Source organism: Kitasatospora sp. NPDC033851 (assembly GCF_055576085.1).
The window spans coordinates 651,170-668,609 of sequence record NZ_JBVIRL010000002.1; the positions used below are offsets into that span (position 1 = coordinate 651,170).

Below are 17,440 nucleotides of genomic sequence, written 5' to 3' on the forward strand. Positions count from 1 at the left end.
CCGCTTGCCCCTACCGCTTGACGCCCACCGCGAAGATCCGCCGGAACGGGAAGACCGTCCCGGACGGCCCGGCCGGGTAGGCCTCGCGCAGCAGCCGCCCGTAGTCGGCGAGGAAGGCGGTCCGGTCGGCCGGATCGTCGAGCCGGGTCAGCACGGGTCGCAGCGCGGTGCCCTTGACCCACTCCAGGACCGGGTCCGGCCCCGGGAGCGCGGTCAGGTAGGTGGTCTCCCAGACGTCCGGGTGGCAGCCGGCGGCGGCGAGGGCGTCGAGGTAGCGCTCGGGCGGGTGGACGCCGGGTCGGACGGCGTCCTCGCCGAGCAGGGCGCGCCAGCGGGGGCTGCGGCGCAGGTCGGCGAGCAGGGTGTGGCTGGGAGCGTCGAAGTTGCCGGGGACCTGGAAGGCGACGGCTGCGCCGGGGCGCAGGGCGCCGGCCCAGCGCGGGACGAGGTCGAGGTGGCCGTCGACCCACTGCAGGGTGGCGTTGGAGACGACGAGGTCGGGCTCGGCCGGGGCCGGGTCGTAGTCGCGGGCGTCGGCGAGCAGGTACTCGGCGGTGGGTTCGCCCTCGGTACGGGCGGTGGCGAGCATCGGGGCGGAGTTGTCGACGCCGGTGATGCGGGCGTGCGGCCAGCGTTCGCGCAGGGCGGCGGTGGAGTTGCCGGGGCCGCAGCCGATGTCGAGGATCGTCTCCTCACCAGGGTGCGGAAGGGCGGGGACGCGGGCGAGCAGGTCGCGCAGCGGGCGGGTGCGTTCGTCGGCGAAGCGCAGGTACTGCGCCGGGTCCCAGACGGGGGTGGTCATGGTTCACCTCAAAGTATCTTGACATCAAGATATCTCGATGTAGCCTCGCTGGCACATTTCTCGATGTCAAGAGACTTCACATCGACACATCCACCGATACACTGATCGTCATGGAGGACGAGGTCGACAGGCTGGTCGCAGCGTGGCGCCGGGAGCGCCCCGACCTCGACGTGGAACCGCTCGAGGTGCTCAGCCGGGTCAGCCGGCTCGCCCGGCACCTGGACCGCGCCCGCCGCACCGCCTTCGCCGAGCACGGCCTGGAGCCCTGGGAGTTCGACGTCCTGACCGCCCTGCGGCGGGCCGGCTCCCCGTACCAGCTCTCCCCCGGGCAACTGCTCACCCAGACCCTGGTCACCTCCGGCACCATGACCAACCGGATCGACCGGCTCACCGGCAAGGGCCTGGTCAAGCGACTGCCCGACCCGGACGACCGGCGCGGCGTGCTGGTCCGGCTCACCGACGACGGCCGCGACCGCGCCGACCAGGCACTCGCCGGACTGCTCGCGCACGAGCGCGAACTGCTCGCCCAGCTCACCTCCGGCCAGCAGACCGAACTCGCCACGCTGCTGCGGCTGCTGATCTCCCCGTTCGACAACATCCCGGGCTGAACCGCGACCGGGCGGGCGTCACGACCAGGCGACATGGCCAGGCGTCACGACCAGGCATCACGACCAGGCGTCATGGCCTGGCGTCACGGCCTGGCGTCACGACCTGGCGTCACGACCTGGCGTCACGACCTGGCGTCACGGCCTGGCGTCACGGCCTGGCGTCACGGCCTGGCGTCACGGCCTGGCGTCACGGCCGCTCGACGGTGGCCGCCACGGACGGCGGCGGCGGCGCGACCGGCTCGGCGGGGCTGACCCCGGCCCGGCGGGCGACCGCGACGGCGGCCAGCGTGGAGTGCACCCCGAGCTTGCCGAGCACGTTCTGCATGTGCGTCCGGACGGTGTGCGGCGACAGGTAGAGCCGCTCCGCGACCGCCTGCCGACCCAGGCCCGCGACCATGCAGCGCAGGATCTGCTTCTCCCGCGGGGTGAGGGTGTCCACCAGCCGCTCGCTCTCGGTGCGGTCCCGTCGGGCGGTGGTCAGTTCGCGGATCACCCCGGTGAGCAGCGCGGGCGGCAGATGCGTCTCGTCCCGCAGCACGCCCCGCACCACCGCGAGCAGCCGGGCCAGTGAACTCTCCTTGGCCACCCAGCCGGTGGCGCCCGCGTGCAGGGCCCGGGCGGCGCGGTGCGGATCGTCGGCGGTGGCCAGCACGACGGCGCGCAACCCGGGGTGGGCGCGGCGGAGGCGGGCGAGCAGGGTGATGCCGTCGGGCGGCGGGGCGGGGGGTCTGAGCTGGTCGGCCCGGAGCTGATCTGCCCGGAGGCGGTCGGCGCGGAGCGGGTCGGCCGACTGGCGGGCGCCGGCCGGTGGCGCGCCCGGCACCGCGGACGACAACGGGGACACCAGCGGGGAGAGCACCCCTGGCGGTACGGGCGGCCGTCGTGGCGGCGGCACGGGCGGGACCGCCCGGCGCCGGGCCTCCTCGCCGGGCTCCGCGCCGGGCCGTCGGCGGGCCGTCGGCGGGGCCGCCCCGGGCGGCCCGACCGCTCCGCCCCCGCCGGCCCCGAGGTCGGCGTCGATCAGCGCCACGTCGTAGACCCGGCCCTCGGCGGCGGCGCGCTCCAGCGCCCGCTCGGCGGCGGCCGCACTGCCGGCCGCACCCACCTCCACGTCGGGCTCGGCGGCGAGCGCCGCGGCCAGTGCTTCGGCGAAGATCCGGTGGTCGTCGACCACCAGGACGCGAATCCGACCCATCGTCCCTCCCCCTGCTCAGACCGCCCGAGCCGGGAAGCGGGGATCGGCCCGGCGTCCGCGTTCGGACCCGCCGCTCCGCCCGCCCACCGGTGGCCGGTGAGATCGAAAGGGCGCCGGCCCCCACCGGTACCGCGTTCAGCGTACGGGGTCGGGAAACGCCCTCGTGGCGATTTGGTGAAGTTTCGTCAGAAGGTGCGTACGTGACTGGACTTGCGCTCCGGCCGGTGCTCCGCCACTCCGGGCGCCGCTCCCGTACGGTCCGGGTGCGGCGCCCGCGGCGGGCGGCTACTGCTGGTGTCCGGCGGGCTGCCGGGCCTCGCGGGAGGCCGATGGGCCGGCAGGCCTACCGGCCGTTCTTCTCCAGGGTGAACTTCCAGGCGTCAGCGACGATGTCGTCCAGGTTCGGGCGGCGCGGGGTCCAGCCCAGCGCCTCGTGGGCGCGGGCGGCCGAGGCCACCAGCACCGCCGGGTCGCCGGCGCGACGGTCGGCGACCTGCACCGGGATCTCCCGGCCGGTGACACGCTTGACCGACTCGATCACCTCGCGCACCGAGAAGCCGCTGCCGTTGCCCAGGTTGCAGATCAGGTGCTCGCCCGGCTTGGCGGCGTCCAGCGCCAGCAGGTGGGCGTCGGCCAGGTCCGCGACGTGGATGTAGTCGCGGATGCAGGTGCCGTCCGGGGTCGGGTAGTCGTCGCCGTACACCGCGATGTGCGGGCGCTGCCCGAGCGCGGCCTGGAAGACCAGCGGGATCAGGTGCGACTCGGGGTCGTGCCGCTCACCGTACGCACCGTACGCACCGGCCACGTTGAAGTAGCGCAGCGAGACGGCGGCCAGGCCGTGCGCGACGGCCTCACTGGTGATCAGGTGGTCCACGGCGAGCTTGGTGGCGCCGTAGGTGTTGGTCGGCGCGGTACGGGCGGTCTCGGCGATCGGCACGGCCTCCGGCTCGCCGTAGGTGGCGGCGGTGGAGGAGAAGACGAGCTTGCGCACGCCCGCCGCGCGCATCGCGCTGATCAGCTCCAGCGAGCCGGCCACGTTGTTGCGCCAGTACTTCTCCGGGTCCACGACCGACTCGCCGACCTGCGAGGAGGCGGCGAAGTGCAGCACGCCGTCGAAGGAGCCGTCCAGCACCTTGCCGGCCTCCTGGATCCGGCCCTCGACGAACTCGGCACCGGCCGGAACGCCCTCGCGGAAGCCGGTCGAGAGGTCGTCCAGGACGGTCACCTGGTGCCCCGCCTCCAGCAGGTGGGCGGCCACCACGCTGCCGACGTAGCCGGCGCCACCCGTGACCAGGTACTTACTCATGTTGAGACCTCCAGCGGGCGATGGTCCGCGCGGTCGGCGGGGCCATCGAAGGAATGCGTAGGACTGAGGCCATTCTCCCAATCCGCCGGGGTGCTCCCGACCACGCGGGTGGCCGCTCGCAGGCTCTTCACCAACTCCTCAGCCGCCGGACATCCCGGCCGCGCCCAGTCGCTGCCAAGGCGGCTTGCGCTCCGGCTTCCTCGGGGCTTGCCCTCTGGCTTTCCCGACGTCTTCACCTCCGGCTTCCCCGAGGGCTTGCGCCTCCGCCTCCCCCGCTGCCTTCCCGCGCCCCCTCAGCCGCCGGACATCCGCTCCAGCAGGCCGGTACGCGCCGCCACCGCGGCCGCCTCCAGGCGGGTCCGCGCGCCGAGCTTCATCAGCACCCGCTGGACGTGCGTCCGGGCGGTGCTGGCGGCGATCCGCATCCCGGCGGCGATCGCGGCGGTGTCCTCACCGTCCGCGATCCGGGACAGCACCTGCACCTCACGCCGGGTCAGCAGCCGCAGCAACCGGACGGCCTCGTCGTCCGGTTCGGGCGCCGGACGCAGCAGTTGGTCGAAGGCCCCGCGCAGGATGTCCACCCCGACCGCGGCCTCGCCCGCCCGGGCCCGTCCGATGGCCCGCTCGACCACCTCGATCCGCTCGTCGCTGGGTACGTACCCCGCCGCGCCGGCCGCGAACGCCCCGGCCACGCCCCGCAGTTCACCCACCGGTCCGAGCACGATCACGGCCACCTCGGGACGCTCCCGGCGAATCCGGCGCAGCCCGTCGAAGGCGCCCGGCTCCCCAGGCGCGGCTACCCCCAGCAGACAGACCTCGGGCCGACGTCCGGCCACCAGGTCGGCGGCGACACCCGCCGGGGAGCCCACCGCGAGCACCCGGTGACCGCGCAGCTGCAGCGCGGTCGCCAACGCCTCGGCCAGCAGCCGATGGTCGTCCACCACCACGAGTCGAACGCCCATGACGCCCTCCCGGTCGGGGTCCGGCTCACGCCCGTACCCGTCGGGCGGGCGGCCGATGACGCACCATCACAGCGCATTCCGTACCCGACTCGCCAGCCCGTCGTGCATCGACTGTCAGCGGAAACGCGAAAGACCCCCGCCAGAGGCGAGGGTCTTCCAGTTGAGCCCCCATGCGGAATCGAACCGCAGACCTTCTCCTTACCATGGAGACGCTCTACCGACTGAGCTATAGGGGCTTGCCGGGTTTTCACCGGGCCGGTCGAACAAGGAAGACATTACACGGCCGCCGGCCCGGAAGGGAAATCGGCCCCGGCCGGCCCCCGACCGGCGGCACCCGGGCCCCTCTCCACCTCCTCCGCGCCCCTCCCGCGACCTCAGCCGTCGGCGTGGGCCGCGTCGAACTCCTCGCGGGCCGCCATCATCTGCCCGGTGCGGTGCTCCGTCCACCGGCCGAGCGGCGTGACCAGCTCGGCCAGTTCGCGGCCGAGCGGCAGCAGGTCGTAGACCACCCGCGGCGGCGTCTCCGGGAAGACCGTGCGGAGCAGTAGGCCGCTGCGCTCCAGGTTGCGCAGCGACTGGGTGAGCATCTTGCGACTGACCCCGCCGACCCCGCGCTGGAGCTCGGAGAAGCGCTGCGGCCCGCAGGCGGCGAGGCTCATCAGAATCAGCAGTGACCACTTGTCGGCCAGCTCGGCGAACACCTCGCGGCTGGGACAGAGCCGGCCGAAGACGTCGTACTCCTCCTCCGCCGACCCGTCCTGCCCCGCCGGCTCGTCCCGCTCCGCCGGCTCGTGCCACGCCCGCTGCTCCTCGTGCTGCCCCGCCCGGGCCCGGGTCGCTTCCTCGGTCGTCATGCCATCCAGAGTAGCCCTGCGGTCTCCAATCCACCCTTGGTAACCAATAGAGACCTGGTCTATATTGGAGACCGCAGACGGCCCGGGGCCGCCTCACCTCGACCTGCCCCACGTCCGTCCGCGCGCCTGTCCCCACTTCTGTCCCCACGCCTTCGGGCCGGCTCCCGCCGGCCCACGCCCGACCCCTCCCTGGAGTGCCCGCATGACCGCCATCCGTCCGACCATCGCCCTCGCCTACCACTCCGGCTACGGCCACACCGCCGTGATCGCCGAGGCCGTCGCCCGCGGCGCCGCCGACGCAGGTGCCGAGGTCGTCTCGATCGCCGTCGACACCATCACCGAGGAGCAGTGGGCCCAGCTGGACGCCGCCGACGCGATCGTCTTCGGCTCCCCCACCTACATGGGCACCGCCTCCGGCGCCTTCCACGTCTTCGCCGAGGCCACCAGCAAGCGCTGGTTCACCGACGCCTGGAAGGACAAGGTCGCGGCCGGCTTCACCAACTCCGCCTCCAAGAGCGGCGACAAGGCGGGCACCCTCGGCTTCTTCCAGACCCTCGCCGCCCAGCACGGCATGAGCTGGGTCAACCTCGGCCTCAAGCCCGGCTGGAACGCCACCACCGCCTCCGAGAACGACCTCAACCGCCTCGGCTTCTTCAGCGGCGCCGCCGCCTCCTCCCCGTCCGACGCCGGCCCGGAGGCCGTCCACAAGGCCGACATCGCGACCGCCGAGCACCTGGGCGCCCGCGTCACCGAGCACACCGCCGTGGTCCTGGCCGGCCGGGCCGCCCTGGCCGGCTGACCCTTCCGCCGCGCCCACGCCACACCTGCACCGCGCCAACACCAACGCCACGGCCTACGCCGCCGGATCCGCCCCCCACCGGGGCGCCCGGCGGCGTCCGCCGTCCACCGCCCCGAGCTCGGCCCCGGTCGTCTCCGGCAGCAGCCGCAAACACCCCAGGGCCAGCGCGCCCAGCCCCGCCAGGTACCAGCCCACCGGCTCCGCCGTCCCGTACACCCCGGTCAACCGCGTCGCCACCAGCGGCGTCGCCGCACCGCCGATCACGCCACCCAGGTTGTACGTCAACGCGGCGCCCGTGTACCGCACCCGGGTCGGAAACAACTCCGGCAGGAACGCCGCCACCGGCCCGAACATGCAGCCCAACACCACCATCGCACCCGCCAGCCCGACGAACATCAGCGACCGGCTCACCGTCTCCAACAGCGGGAACAGCACCAGCGACCAGCCCACCGCAAGGCCCGTCGCCCACCCCAACGTCCGCCGCCGCCCCCACCGGTCACTGCGCGAGGCACTCAGCCACACCATCCCCGCCATGCCCACCGCACCGACCAGCAGCATCGTCAGCACCACCGTGCTCGCCACCCCGAGCCCCGAGGTCGCGTACGCCAGCGAATACGTCGTGGTCAGGTAGAACAGCGCGTACCCCATCGTGATCGCCCCGCCGCCCGCCAACACCGGACGCCAGTGCTCACGCACCACCTCCAGCACCGGCGCCCGCTCCCCGCGCCCAGCCGACCGGAACAGCGGCGACTCCTCGATCCGCAGCCGCACGAACAACCCCACCACGACCAGCGCGAACGAGGCCAAGAACGGCACCCGCCAGCCCCACGCGCGGAACGCCCGCTCATCCAGCCCGAGTTGAAGCGCCAGGAACACCCCGTTCGCCAACACGAACCCGCACGTCGGCCCCAACTGCAGAAACCCCCCGTAACGCCCCCGCCGCTCCGCCGGCGCATTCTCCGCGATCAGCAACGCCGCCCCACCCCACTCCCCACCCAACCCGACGCCCTGGCACACCCGCAGCACCACCAACACCACCGGCGCCCACCACCCCCAGGCCGCGAACCCCGGCAACACCCCCACCGCCGCCGTCGCCAACCCCATCAACAACAGCGACACCACCAACGTCGTTTTCCGCCCCACCCGGTCCCCGAAGTGCCCGAACACCACCGCCCCCAACGGCCGGGCCAAGAACGCCACCGCGTACACCGAGAAAGCCGCCAACAGCGCCCCCACCGCGCCCAACCCGGGAAAGAACACCGGCCCGAACACCAACGCGGCAGCCGTCCCGTAAATGAAGAAGTCGTAGAACTCGATCGCCGTCCCGATCAACGCCGCAGCCGCCGCCCGCCGCAACTGCCCTACCCGCCAAGCACCCTCCGCGTCCATACCACCACCCTCACCACCCCGCCCCCACCCCCACCAGCCCCCACCCGAGTGACCCCGGCGCACACCCACCAACCCCACGCCCGAGCCGCACTCCCCCACCACCCCAGCCGGACGCGCAATCCCACCCGAAAACAGCGCCGCCCGGCCGCCGACAACACCAGCGACCGGGCGAACACAAGCCGGTTCCCGGCCTACCGCGCGTACGGGTTGTCCCCCGGAGGCACCTGAACCCCGGGCTCCCCCGCTGACCTCCGCCGCCGCACCACCACGAACACCACCCCGGCCAGCAGCACCAACCCGGCCACCACACCAGCCACAATCGGAAGCGCGCCGCCCAACCCGGACGACCCATCAGCCTTCGGCTGCTCCGACGGCGCACCAACGGCCACGTCCGTCGGGCTCTCGGTGGGACTCGGCACCGACGAGGGGCGGGCAGACGAGTTCGCAGTGGCGGATGGGACGGCAGACGGCGAGGCCACGTCAGCCGGAAGCGGTGACTCGGCCGCCGGGCCCGGATCGCCGGGAGACGTCAAGGCAATCCGAGGCCGGACCATTCCGTATCCGGTGTCATCATTGCGATTGGATCCATCGTTCGGCTTCCCAGCCGTGTTGATGAGCACCCGCAAAATCTGATTCGCCGTCCAGTCCGGGTGCACCGACCACACCAGCGCCGCCGAGGCCGAAACCATGGCCGTCGCATCGGACGTGCCGTGCCCCTTGCAGTAGCCGGTCGCACCGGTACAGGACGCGATCATGTCCATACCGGGCGCGATGAGAGTGACCTGCGGGCCGTGCTCCGACTCGGCGGTAACTGTCCCGTTCCGATCGGCCGCACCTACTCCAACCACGTTGGGCAGCGCTCCCGGGTAGTCAATTGGATTCCCGGACTGCGCCTCGTTTCCGACGCTGGCGACCACAAGGGCGCCCTTGGCCCTCGCCCAGGCCAAGACCTTGTTCAGCTTCTCGACATCTTCAGGGGACACCAGAACCGCATTCGTCCCCTGCGAGATATTGATGACCTTGGCCCCCTGCTCGACCGCATAGGTGACAGCCTGTCCGATCTGCGCCATGAAGTCGGCCTCGAGTACCGATCCCTCGTCGCCATTCGCAATCTTAAGCGGCAAGATCTTGGCACCAGGGGCCAGGCCGTAGGCACCCTTCCCGCCGTTGGCTTTACCAGTCCCGGCAATGAGGCCGGCCATCTGCGTGCCATGCCCCTTTATGTAGGATCCGACTCCCCCTGAACTTCCACTGAAGTCCTTGCCCGGCAGAAACTTCCCCGCCAGATCCGGGTGATCCAGTTTGAAACCGCTGTCGATCACCGCAACGGTGACATTCTGCCCCGTTGTAACTTTCCACATCTCCGGGGCGTGCATGGCATCCAGATGCCATTGATCGGCTCGGATCGAGCCATCCGCAACGGCCGGCACCACCGCAACCCCCGCCACGCAGAAGCTCGCAATCCCAGCGGCCACAAGCCGCCGCACCCACATCCAGCGGCTCTCCACCCGGTCCCCCCACCACACAAGACGGCCTGAACTACTTCGCGTACGGGTTGTCCCCCGGAGGCACCGGCGGCTGATACGACGGCGGAACCGGCGGCATCGGCTGCTGCGCCGGCACCGTCGGCACCTGAACCCCGGGCTCCCCAGCCGACTTCCGCCGCCGCACCACCACGAACACCACCCCGGCCACCAACACCAACCCGGCCACCACAGCAGCCACGACCGGAAGCGCGCTGCCCGACCCGGACGACCCATCAGCCTTCGGCTGCGCCGACGGAGCGCCAACGGCCACGTCCGTCGGACTCGCAGCCGGGCTCGGCGCCGACGACACAGGAGCGGACACACTCGCCGAAGCCGACGGGGCGGCCGGAGGCACGGCCGTCGCAACGGGAATCGGCGACACATCCGCCGGACCGGGATCGCCCGGATCCGTCAACGCAATGCGCGGCCGCACCGCGCCGTATCCCGCACTGTCGGTACGATCCGCGCCGTTGGCCGGCTTACCGGCTGTCTTGATTAGGACCCGCAGGACCTGGTTCGCCGTCCAGGTCGGATGCACCGACCACACCAGCGCCGCCGAGGCGGAGACCAGGGCTGTCGAGTCCGACGTGCCGTGGCTTTTACAGTACCCAGTGGGGCCTGTGCAGGCCTCGATCATGTCCATACCGGGGGCCACAAGTGCAACCTGCGGTCCGCGTTCGGACTCGGAAGTCACCGTGCCGTTCCGGTCAGAGGCCCCCACTCCAACCACATTGGGAAGGGCACCCGGGTATTCGACGATATTCCCCTGCTCGGCAGAGTTTCCGACGCTGGCGACCACCAGCGATCCCTTCGCCCGAGCTCCCGCCAGGATTTTGTTGAGCTTCTCCACATCCGCCGAGGAAGTCGTGACGGCAGCGGTCCCTTGCGAAATGTTGATGACCTTGGCGCCCTGCTCGACCGCATACGTCACGGCCTGCCCGATCTGGTCCAGGAAGTCAGCCGAAATCACCGACCGCTCGGATCCGTTGGCGATCTTCAGAGGAAGGATCTTGGCGCCAGGGGCAAGGCCGTAGGCCCCTTTGCCACCATCCGATTTCCCGGTGCCCGCAATGAGGCTGGCCATCTGCGTGCCGTGGCCCTCGGCATAGGATCCGACACCACCCTGGCTTCCGCTGAAGTCCTTCCCCGGAAGGAACTGTCCGGCCAGATCCGGGTGGTCCAGCTTGAATCCGCTGTCGATCACCGCAACGGTGACGTTTTCCCCTTTTGAGACCTTCCACATCTCCGGGGCGTGCATGGCATCCAGATGCCATTGGTCATCACGGATCGGGCCATCGGCAACCGCCGGTGCTGCGACCGGGCCGACCACGACTCCCGCCGCCAGAAGCGCCGCAGCTGCCGCTCGCCAACGCATGCGCGTGTCCGTCCGCCCCATCACCACTCCTCGTCACTTTCTCCACCGACCGGGAAGCGTGCCCCGAACAAGCCTGCCCGGCCACTGGGAGAGCCCAGTGGCCGGGCAGTCGTTGCCGTCCTACTCAACCACGTCCGGGTTGCTGTGCGGCGTACCGCTCGTCCAGGTCTCTTCGTCCTCGTGAAGGTAGTCCGCGCGGTTGCGGCGGTCCCGTTCCTTCCGGCTACCGTGGCCCGCCGCGCCCGGGGCCATCATGCCGTTCTGCCCGGGCCGGGCACCGCCCTCGGCGGCTCCCGCTGCGGCGGCGCGGTTGCGCAGGCCCGTGCCGCCGGGGGTGAACTCTCCACCGGCGGTCGGTCCCTTGCGGCCGCCGACCGCGCCACCGGTGGTCGAGGCCAGGCCCCGGCCACGCGAGCTGCCGCCCGCACCGACGGCGCCGCCGTGGCCGCCTCCCATGCCGGGGTGCATGCCCATGCCGTTCGCACTGTTCTGTCCGCCGACCCGGCCGCCGCCCGGCCCCGCTTCGCGGGGGCCGAAGACCGTCCCGGAGGGAAGCCCCGGAGTCCCACTCTTGCCCGGAGTCTGGCCGGCCAACGGCGTGCGAGGGCTGACGCTGCCACCCTTGCCAGGGAGGTAGCCGGGGCCACCGCCCTTGGCCTGAACCGAACCGCCACCAGGCCCGACCGGGAAGCCGGGCATCGGACCCCCACCGGGGCCGTTGGGCCCGCCACCGGGGCCGTTGGGGCCGCTCGGGTAGGTCGGGGTGGTGGTCGGTCCGCCAGTCGGCAGGGGGCCACCGCCGGGGCCGGACGGGCCGGTCTGAGTCGGCGCGGTCGGCAGGCTGTCCAGGCCGGTGCCCGGACGGTTGACCGGGTCCGACGGGTGGGACGGCGGGATCGAGGAGCCCGGGTCCTGCGGCGCGGGCGGAACCTGGCCGCCACCATGCGGAGGGGTCGGGGGGGTGTGACCCGGGCCGGACGGACCAGTGGATCCCGATCCCGGGTTGTACGGGGTGACCGAGCCACTGCCATAACCACCGCCGGACGACCCATTGCCGCCGCCGACGCTTCCACCACTCGAACGGGGCATGCGACGCGATCCCCCGGAGCCGCCGGTACCACCGGAGCCTCCACCCACGGGGTAGTTCGAGGTGTCGTCCCGACTGTTCGAACCAGGCGTCCCCGGCAGCACCACGTCGGAGGGAATCCCGTTCAGGGTCGTCGTCGCCGCGGTGTACGCCTGTGCCAGCTTCTCCATCTGGAGAACGGCTTCCTGGTGCTCCTTGGCGATCGTCGCCTGGGCCTGCGCGGCCTGGGTCGCAGTGACCCAGTTCTTGTTGACGGAGTACATGTAGTCGTCAACGGACTGGCCGACGGCGAGTTGCACGCTCGACGGCATGTAGACCGTCTGCGAGTTGCGCTTGGCGACCGCGTCGATCTGCGTCTGCGGCGGCTCCGGCACGGCGACCTTGGCGGTGCTGAGCGCCTCACCGGCCTGGTGCATCGCGTCGCCGGCGGTCGCGGCGTGGTCGCCGATGATCTGTGCCGACTGTTGCAGGTTGCTTGCCCAGGTCTTGAAGTGCTCGGCGGCCGGGCCTTCCCAGGTGACCCCGCCGACATGCGCCTTGAGCGCCGCACTCAGCTCCTTCAGCACCCGTCCGGCCGCCTGCAGTTGGGTGCCGCGGCTCAGGACCGTCGTCGGGTCGGTGCTGTCCACCATCTTCCGCAGGTGGGCGTGATCGATGCTCTCGAAGTTCGTTCCGGCTGACACTACTTGCTCCCCGTCTCCCCGTAGGACTCTCCCCAGGCCGCCATCAGTACTTGATGTCGTTCGACCCCGACGTCGGCGCGGCGACATCCGTCTTCTTGGCGACCGCGTTCTGCGCGGCCGTCGTGTCGTCCTCGTTGGCCGCGTAGTTGCTTGCCGTCTTCGAAACCGCCGTCTGCATCGCTTGGATCTGGGCCGCAAAATCCTTGTGCAGCTGGACGAGCTGGGCGTGCACCTTCTCGTAGGCGGAGGTCAGCGCCGTGGCCTCCGCGAACTGCTCGCTGGCGAAGCTCTGTCCGGTGAGCTTCTGCTCTTGAAGCTTGTACGGAGCCGCCGCCGAGCCCTCCATGACCTGCAGCAGCGCATCGACCTTCTTCGCGAACTCGGTGAGCGTACCCAGCTCGACCTTGACGTTCTGCTTGCCGAAGGCGGCAACCAGGTCGTTGGCGTCGCCGTACGTCTGCGACTCACTGATGGTCGGGCCGTACATCTTCGGGTTGGCGGGCAATGTGTACGTTCCACCAGCGGCCGGCGGGCTGGTCCCGGCAGGGTTCGTCCCTGCGGGGTTCGTGCCCGTCCCCTGTCCGTCACCCTCTGCCACAGCAGTTCACCTCTCCCCCGTACGGCCGGCTGCCCGGGGCGTCCCGGGTGGTCCGTGCCGCAACACACCGTCAACTTCTGGGTCGTGCCGTCGTCGTACCGTTCTGGTCGGCGAACCGACCGCCCTGTGGGCGGTTTTCGCCTCCGTCATCGTAGCCACCACCCCTGTCGGACTGGCAGGGACCTTGGCCGGCCCGTACGCGATCGGTACGAACTTGACACGTACAGCCTGCCGTCCCGGCCGCTGGGTAGACTGAACCGGTACGCCCCATCTGCCGCGCAATGTCGCACAGCAGCGACTCAAGGCCGCAGGACGGACGTGTTCGCATGGGTTCTCCGAAGGCCGTTCCCTGGTGGGCTCGTGCCGCGCGGCCGGTGTGGTCGCCGTTGCCGTGGGTGTTGATGTCCCGGGCGGCGGTGGGTGTGGCGGTGCCGTTGGTGGTGGGCTTGTCGGTGCATCGGCTGGATCTGGGGGTGTTCGCGGCGCTCGGTGCGATGCACGCGACGATGAACGATCGGGTTGAGCCGTCGTGGCTGCGGGCGGGGCGGATCGGGGTCGCGGTGTCGGCTTCCGCGCTGGGCATGCTGGTCGGTACGGGTCTTCAGCGGGCCGATGCGGACGGCCTCGTTCTGGGGGCCGCGCTGACGTTGACCGGTTTCGTTTCCGGGGTTGTGAGTGCGACGGGTCCGCGTGGGTCGGCGGCGGGGTTGTTGCTGTTGGTGTCGGCCGCGTTGGGGAGCGGGATGCCGCTGCCGGGGCCGTGGTGGGCGGCGGCGCCGATGGTGTTGGTCGGTGCGGGGTTGGTGGTGTTGCTGGGGTTGCCGGTGGGGGTGCCGGGCCGGCCGGGGGCTGATCCGCGCAGTCGGGCGCTGGCTGCCGTGTACGAGGCGCTGGGCCGCACCTTGGCCGACGTGGGCACGTCGCGGGCGGCTGCCTCGCGCCAGGCGTTGACGGCCTGTCTGAACCAGCTGCAGGATCTCCTCCCTGGCGGGAGCCCTTCTGTCGCTCGCGGGTACGAGGCCGCTCTGGCGGTCACCGAGGCGGCGACTGGCCTGTTGTGGGCGCGGCGCCCGGTGCCGCCGGAGGTCGCCGGGGTGCCGGGTCGTCTGGCGGCTGCCGTGCGGCGGGGTGGCGGTGAGGTCGCGGTTCCCGGGTGGCGGCCGGATACGCCGGCCCGGCAGGCCTTGGACGTGGCTCTGCGGGCCGCTGCCGATTGGGTGGCCGGCCGTGACGCGCGGCTCGATGTCGCGCCCGCGCCCGTGCGCCGACAACTGCAGGTGCTGCGGGTGCGGCTGTTGTCGGGGGCGTCGGTCCGGTACGGGCTGCGTGTCGCGCTGTGTATCGCGGTCGGCTCGGCGGTGACGGCCAACTATCCGCTCAGCAAGGGCTACTGGGTGCCGATGACGATCGCTTTCGTCCTGAAGCCGGATCTCGGTTCGGTGTTTCTGCGGGCGGTGAGCCGTTCGGTGGGCACGGTGCTGGGGGTGGCGGTGGCGGCGGCGCTGCTGGTGTTGACCACCGAGGAGTGGGCGCTGACCGCTGTGGCCGTGCTGTGCGTGGCCCTGTTGCCGTATGCCACGGCGGCGCACTACGGGCTGAACACCGTGGTGATGACGCCGATGGCGCTGGTCCTGCTGCAACTCGGCGGCGGGAGCGGTGCGGCGGAGTTCTGGCCTCGCGTCCTGGACTCGGTCGTGGCCAGTGCGATCGTCCTGCTCTTCGGGTACCTGTTGTGGCCGGAGCGCCCGCGCCATCGGATCGAGCCCCGGCTGGTGGAGGCGACGACGGCGTTGCGGGCCTATCTCGACGCGGTGGCTGCCGGTCGCGCCGATCGGGCCCAGGTGTGGCTGCGCCGGACGGCTTACCGGGCGTTGGCGGATGCCCGGCAGGAGGTGCGGCAGGGGCTGGTCGAGCCGCCGCCGTTGGGTCGGCCGGCCGAGCGGTGGCTGCCGGCGACGGCGGCGCTGGAGCGGCTGGGTGGTGCGGTGGCGGCGTTCGCGGCGCAGATCCGGTTCGGCGGCCGGGTGCCGGATCCGGCTGAGGTCGATCGGGTCCGCCGGGCGCTGGACGAATTGACCGCCGCTGCCCGCGCGCACCGTCCGCCGGCCGCACCGTCGGACGACCCGACCGCGCCGAGCGGACCAACCGCACCGACGGATCGCCCGACCACGCCGCACGACCCCACGCTCAGCGCGCTGGGCCGTGCGGCGGACGAACTCGAAACGCTTCTGGCGAGCGACTAGCCGAACCCCGACCGGCACCGAACCCCGACCGGCGCCGAACCGCGACCGGCGCCGAACCGCGAGGTCAGACGTGCTCGGCCAGCTCCAGCCAGCTCAGCTCCAGCTCCTCCTTCTCCTCCCGGACCGCGCGCAGCTGCGTGTCCAGTTCGGCGACCTTGGAGAAGTCGGCGGCGTGCTCGGCGAGTTGGGCGTGCAGCTTGGATTCCTTCTGGTCCAGCTTGGCGATCTGCCGCTCCAGCTTCTGCATCTCCTTCTTGGCGGCGCGCAGGTCGCCGCCGGACAGCCCGGAAGCGGCGTCGGCCCCGGCGGCCGACGAGGCCGCGGCAGGAGCGGCCTGGGCGGCGACGGCGGCGGCCTGGGCGGCCATCCGTGCCCGCCGCTCCAGGTACTCGTCCACGCCGTTCGGCAGCATCCGCATCTTCTTGTCGCCGAGCAGCGCGTGGACGACGTCCGTGGTGCGCTCGATGAAGAAGCGGTCGTGGCTGATGACGATCATCGAGCCGGGCCAGCCGTCGAGCAGGTCTTCGAGCTGGTTGAGCGTCTCGATGTCCAGGTCGTTGGTCGGCTCGTCCAGGAACAGCACGTTGGGCTCGTCCATCAGGAGCCGCAGCAGCTGGAGGCGGCGGCGCTCGCCGCCGGACAGGTCGCCCACCGGCGTCCACTGCTTGTCCTTGCCGAAGCCGAACTGTTCGCACAGCTGGCCGGCGCTCATCTCCCGGCCCTTGCCGAGGTCGACGCGCGAGCGGACCTGTTCGACGGCCTGCAGCACCCGGGTCGTCGGGTCGAGCTCGACGACTTCCTGGGACAGGTAGGCGAGCCGCACGGTCTTGCCGACCTTGATGAGGCCGGACGCGGGCTGCACGTCGCCCTCGCTCGCGTACGCGTCGCGCATGGCGCGCAGCAGCGAGGTCTTGCCGGCGCCGTTGACGCCGAGCAGGCCGATCCGGTCGCCGGGGCCGAGCTGCCAGGTGAGGTTCTCCAGCAGGAGCTTCGGGCCGGCCTTGACGGTGACGTCTTCCAGCTCGAAGACGGTCTTGCCGAGGCGCGCGTTGGCGAACTTCATCAGCTCGGACTTGTCACGCGGGTCCGGCACGTCGGCGATCAGCGCGTTGGCCGCCTCGATGCGGTAGCGCGGCTTGGAGGTGCGGGCGGGGGCGCCGCGGCGCAGCCAGGCGAGTTCCTTGCGGGCCAGGTTCTGGCGCTTCTGCTCTTCGACGGCCTCGATCCGGGAGCGTTCGGCGCGGGCGAAGACGTAGTCGGAGTAGCCGCCTTCGTACTCGTGCACCTCGCCCTGCTGGACGTCCCACATGCGGGTGCTGACCTGGTCGAGGAACCAGCGGTCGTGGGTGACGCAGACCAGCGCGGAGCGGCGCTTCTGCAGGTGTTCGGCGAGCCAGTTGATGCCCTCGACGTCGAGGTGGTTGGTGGGCTCGTCCAGGATGATCAGCTCGGGTGAGCCGAGCAGCAGCTTGGCGAGGGCGATCCGGCGGCGTTCGCCACCGGAGAGCGGGCCGATGACGGTGTCGAGGCCGTCGGCGAAGCCGGGCAGGTCGAGGCCGCCGAAGAGGCCTTCGATGATGTCGCGGATCCGGGCGTCGCCGAGCCACTCGTGGTCGGCCCGGTCGGCGATCACCTCGTGCCGGATGGTGGCCTTCGGGTCGAGCGAGTCGTGCTGGGTGAGGACGGCCGGCTCGAGGCCGCCGTTCCAGGTGATGCGGCCGCTGTCGGGTTCCTCCAGCTTGGCGAGCATCCGGATGAGGGTGGTCTTGCCGTCGCCGTTGCGGCCGACGACGCCGATCCGGTCGCCCTCGCTGACGCCGAGGCTGACCGCGTCCAGCAGGGTGCGGGTGCCGTAGACCTTCGTGACGGACTCGATGGTGGCGAGGTTGACGGCCACGTGTGCTGCGCTCCAGGGTTCGGCGGTCGCGGGGGCGGCCCGCCGCCCCTGTCTCGGGGACACCCCGATCTCCCCAGCCTAATGCGCCAGCGGCGACACCCTCACCGCACTGCTCC

The 17,440-nt window shown here is 71.7% G+C and carries 14 protein-coding genes and 1 tRNA gene; 3 read left to right on the forward strand and 12 right to left on the reverse strand.

What is annotated here, in order from left to right; translation table 11 throughout:
• Positions 1 to 10: 10 nt before the first annotated feature.
• Positions 11 to 802: a methyltransferase domain-containing protein gene (locus ACZ51D_RS06060; protein WP_465616708.1), complete on the reverse strand. Its 792-nt coding sequence runs from the start codon at positions 800 to 802 to the stop codon at positions 11 to 13.
• Between the two features lie 110 nt (positions 803 to 912).
• On the opposite strand from ACZ51D_RS06060, the gene ACZ51D_RS06065 reads away from it, so the two are divergent.
• A complete protein-coding gene (locus tag ACZ51D_RS06065) occupies positions 913 to 1,410 on the forward strand; it encodes a MarR family winged helix-turn-helix transcriptional regulator (protein ID WP_360494219.1) in 498 nt (165 codons plus the stop codon).
• A 187-nt stretch (positions 1,411 to 1,597) separates the two neighbouring features.
• Here ACZ51D_RS06065 and ACZ51D_RS06070 read toward each other — a convergent pair whose 3' ends face one another.
• The 5 genes from ACZ51D_RS06070 to ACZ51D_RS06090 all read right to left on the reverse strand — a co-directional run bounded on the left by ACZ51D_RS06070 (position 1,598) and on the right by ACZ51D_RS06090 (position 5,727).
• Positions 1,598 to 2,605, reverse strand: coding sequence for a LuxR C-terminal-related transcriptional regulator (locus ACZ51D_RS06070; protein WP_465616706.1), 1,008 nt, complete (start codon positions 2,603 to 2,605; stop codon positions 1,598 to 1,600).
• Between the two features lie 343 nt (positions 2,606 to 2,948).
• A complete protein-coding gene (gene galE, locus ACZ51D_RS06075; protein ID WP_360494225.1) occupies positions 2,949 to 3,911 on the reverse strand; it encodes a UDP-glucose 4-epimerase GalE in 963 nt (320 codons plus the stop codon).
• A 293-nt stretch (positions 3,912 to 4,204) separates the two neighbouring features.
• A complete protein-coding gene (locus ACZ51D_RS06080) occupies positions 4,205 to 4,873 on the reverse strand; it encodes a LuxR C-terminal-related transcriptional regulator (protein WP_465616704.1) in 669 nt (222 codons plus the stop codon).
• A gap of 163 nt (positions 4,874 to 5,036) precedes the next feature.
• A tRNA-Thr gene (locus tag ACZ51D_RS06085) sits at positions 5,037 to 5,109 on the reverse strand.
• 138 nt (positions 5,110 to 5,247) lie between these two features.
• Positions 5,248 to 5,727: a winged helix-turn-helix transcriptional regulator gene (locus ACZ51D_RS06090; protein ID WP_465616702.1), complete on the reverse strand. Its 480-nt coding sequence runs from the start codon at positions 5,725 to 5,727 to the stop codon at positions 5,248 to 5,250.
• 202 nt (positions 5,728 to 5,929) lie between these two features.
• On the opposite strand from ACZ51D_RS06090, the gene ACZ51D_RS06095 reads away from it, so the two are divergent.
• Positions 5,930 to 6,526: a flavodoxin family protein gene (locus ACZ51D_RS06095; RefSeq protein ID WP_465616700.1), complete on the forward strand. Its 597-nt coding sequence runs from the start codon at positions 5,930 to 5,932 to the stop codon at positions 6,524 to 6,526.
• Positions 6,527 to 6,580: 54 nt separating this feature from the next.
• Here the strand turns inward: ACZ51D_RS06095 and ACZ51D_RS06100 are convergent, their stop codons facing one another.
• The 5 genes from ACZ51D_RS06100 to ACZ51D_RS06120 all read right to left on the reverse strand — a co-directional run bounded on the left by ACZ51D_RS06100 (position 6,581) and on the right by ACZ51D_RS06120 (position 13,091).
• On the reverse strand, positions 6,581 to 7,915 hold the full coding sequence (locus ACZ51D_RS06100) for an MFS transporter (RefSeq protein WP_465661321.1): 1,335 nt from the start codon (positions 7,913 to 7,915) through the stop codon (positions 6,581 to 6,583).
• 191 nt (positions 7,916 to 8,106) lie between these two features.
• A complete protein-coding gene (mycP, locus tag ACZ51D_RS06105) occupies positions 8,107 to 9,408 on the reverse strand; it encodes a type VII secretion-associated serine protease mycosin (protein WP_465661323.1) in 1,302 nt (433 codons plus the stop codon).
• Positions 9,409 to 9,454: 46 nt separating this feature from the next.
• Positions 9,455 to 10,837 (reverse strand): type VII secretion-associated serine protease mycosin, encoded by a 1,383-nt coding sequence (mycP, locus tag ACZ51D_RS06110; RefSeq protein WP_465661325.1) that lies wholly within the window; start codon positions 10,835 to 10,837, stop codon positions 9,455 to 9,457.
• A 99-nt stretch (positions 10,838 to 10,936) separates the two neighbouring features.
• Positions 10,937 to 12,586 (reverse strand): WXG100 family type VII secretion target, encoded by a 1,650-nt coding sequence (locus ACZ51D_RS06115; protein ID WP_465661326.1) that lies wholly within the window; start codon positions 12,584 to 12,586, stop codon positions 10,937 to 10,939.
• A gap of 43 nt (positions 12,587 to 12,629) precedes the next feature.
• Complete coding sequence (locus ACZ51D_RS06120) at positions 12,630 to 13,091, reverse strand: hypothetical protein (RefSeq protein WP_465661327.1); 462 nt, start codon at positions 13,089 to 13,091, stop codon at positions 12,630 to 12,632.
• Positions 13,092 to 13,510: 419 nt separating this feature from the next.
• Here ACZ51D_RS06120 and ACZ51D_RS06125 point away from each other — a divergent pair, with 419 nt between their 5' ends.
• The gene (locus tag ACZ51D_RS06125; protein WP_465661328.1) at positions 13,511 to 15,427 is read left to right on the forward strand and encodes an FUSC family protein; all 1,917 of its coding nucleotides are present in this window, start codon (positions 13,511 to 13,513) and stop codon (positions 15,425 to 15,427) included.
• A 64-nt stretch (positions 15,428 to 15,491) separates the two neighbouring features.
• Here ACZ51D_RS06125 and ACZ51D_RS06130 read toward each other — a convergent pair whose 3' ends face one another.
• Positions 15,492 to 17,324: an ABC-F family ATP-binding cassette domain-containing protein gene (locus ACZ51D_RS06130; RefSeq protein ID WP_465616891.1), complete on the reverse strand. Its 1,833-nt coding sequence runs from the start codon at positions 17,322 to 17,324 to the stop codon at positions 15,492 to 15,494.
• Between the last annotated feature and the right edge of the window lie 116 nt (positions 17,325 to 17,440).

Excerpts from the sequence above, each read along its gene's own strand:
- ACZ51D_RS06060 (WP_465616708.1), bottom strand. The coding sequence starts at position 802 with ATGACCACCCCCGTCTGGGACCCGGCGCAGTACCTGCGCTTCGCCGAC.
- ACZ51D_RS06065 (WP_360494219.1), top strand. The coding sequence starts at position 913 with ATGGAGGACGAGGTCGACAGGCTGGTCGCAGCGTGGCGCCGGGAGCGC.
- ACZ51D_RS06070 (WP_465616706.1), bottom strand. The coding sequence starts at position 2,605 with ATGGGTCGGATTCGCGTCCTGGTGGTCGACGACCACCGGATCTTCGCC.
- galE (WP_360494225.1), bottom strand. The coding sequence starts at position 3,911 with ATGAGTAAGTACCTGGTCACGGGTGGCGCCGGCTACGTCGGCAGCGTG.
- ACZ51D_RS06080 (WP_465616704.1), bottom strand. The coding sequence starts at position 4,873 with ATGGGCGTTCGACTCGTGGTGGTGGACGACCATCGGCTGCTGGCCGAG.
- ACZ51D_RS06090 (WP_465616702.1), bottom strand. The coding sequence starts at position 5,727 with ATGACGACCGAGGAAGCGACCCGGGCCCGGGCGGGGCAGCACGAGGAG.
- ACZ51D_RS06095 (WP_465616700.1), top strand. The coding sequence starts at position 5,930 with ATGACCGCCATCCGTCCGACCATCGCCCTCGCCTACCACTCCGGCTAC.
- ACZ51D_RS06100 (WP_465661321.1), bottom strand. The coding sequence starts at position 7,915 with ATGGACGCGGAGGGTGCTTGGCGGGTAGGGCAGTTGCGGCGGGCGGCG.
- mycP (WP_465661323.1), bottom strand. The coding sequence starts at position 9,408 with ATGTGGGTGCGGCGGCTTGTGGCCGCTGGGATTGCGAGCTTCTGCGTG.
- mycP (WP_465661325.1), bottom strand. The coding sequence starts at position 10,837 with ATGGGGCGGACGGACACGCGCATGCGTTGGCGAGCGGCAGCTGCGGCG.
- ACZ51D_RS06125 (WP_465661328.1), top strand. The coding sequence starts at position 13,511 with ATGGGTTCTCCGAAGGCCGTTCCCTGGTGGGCTCGTGCCGCGCGGCCG.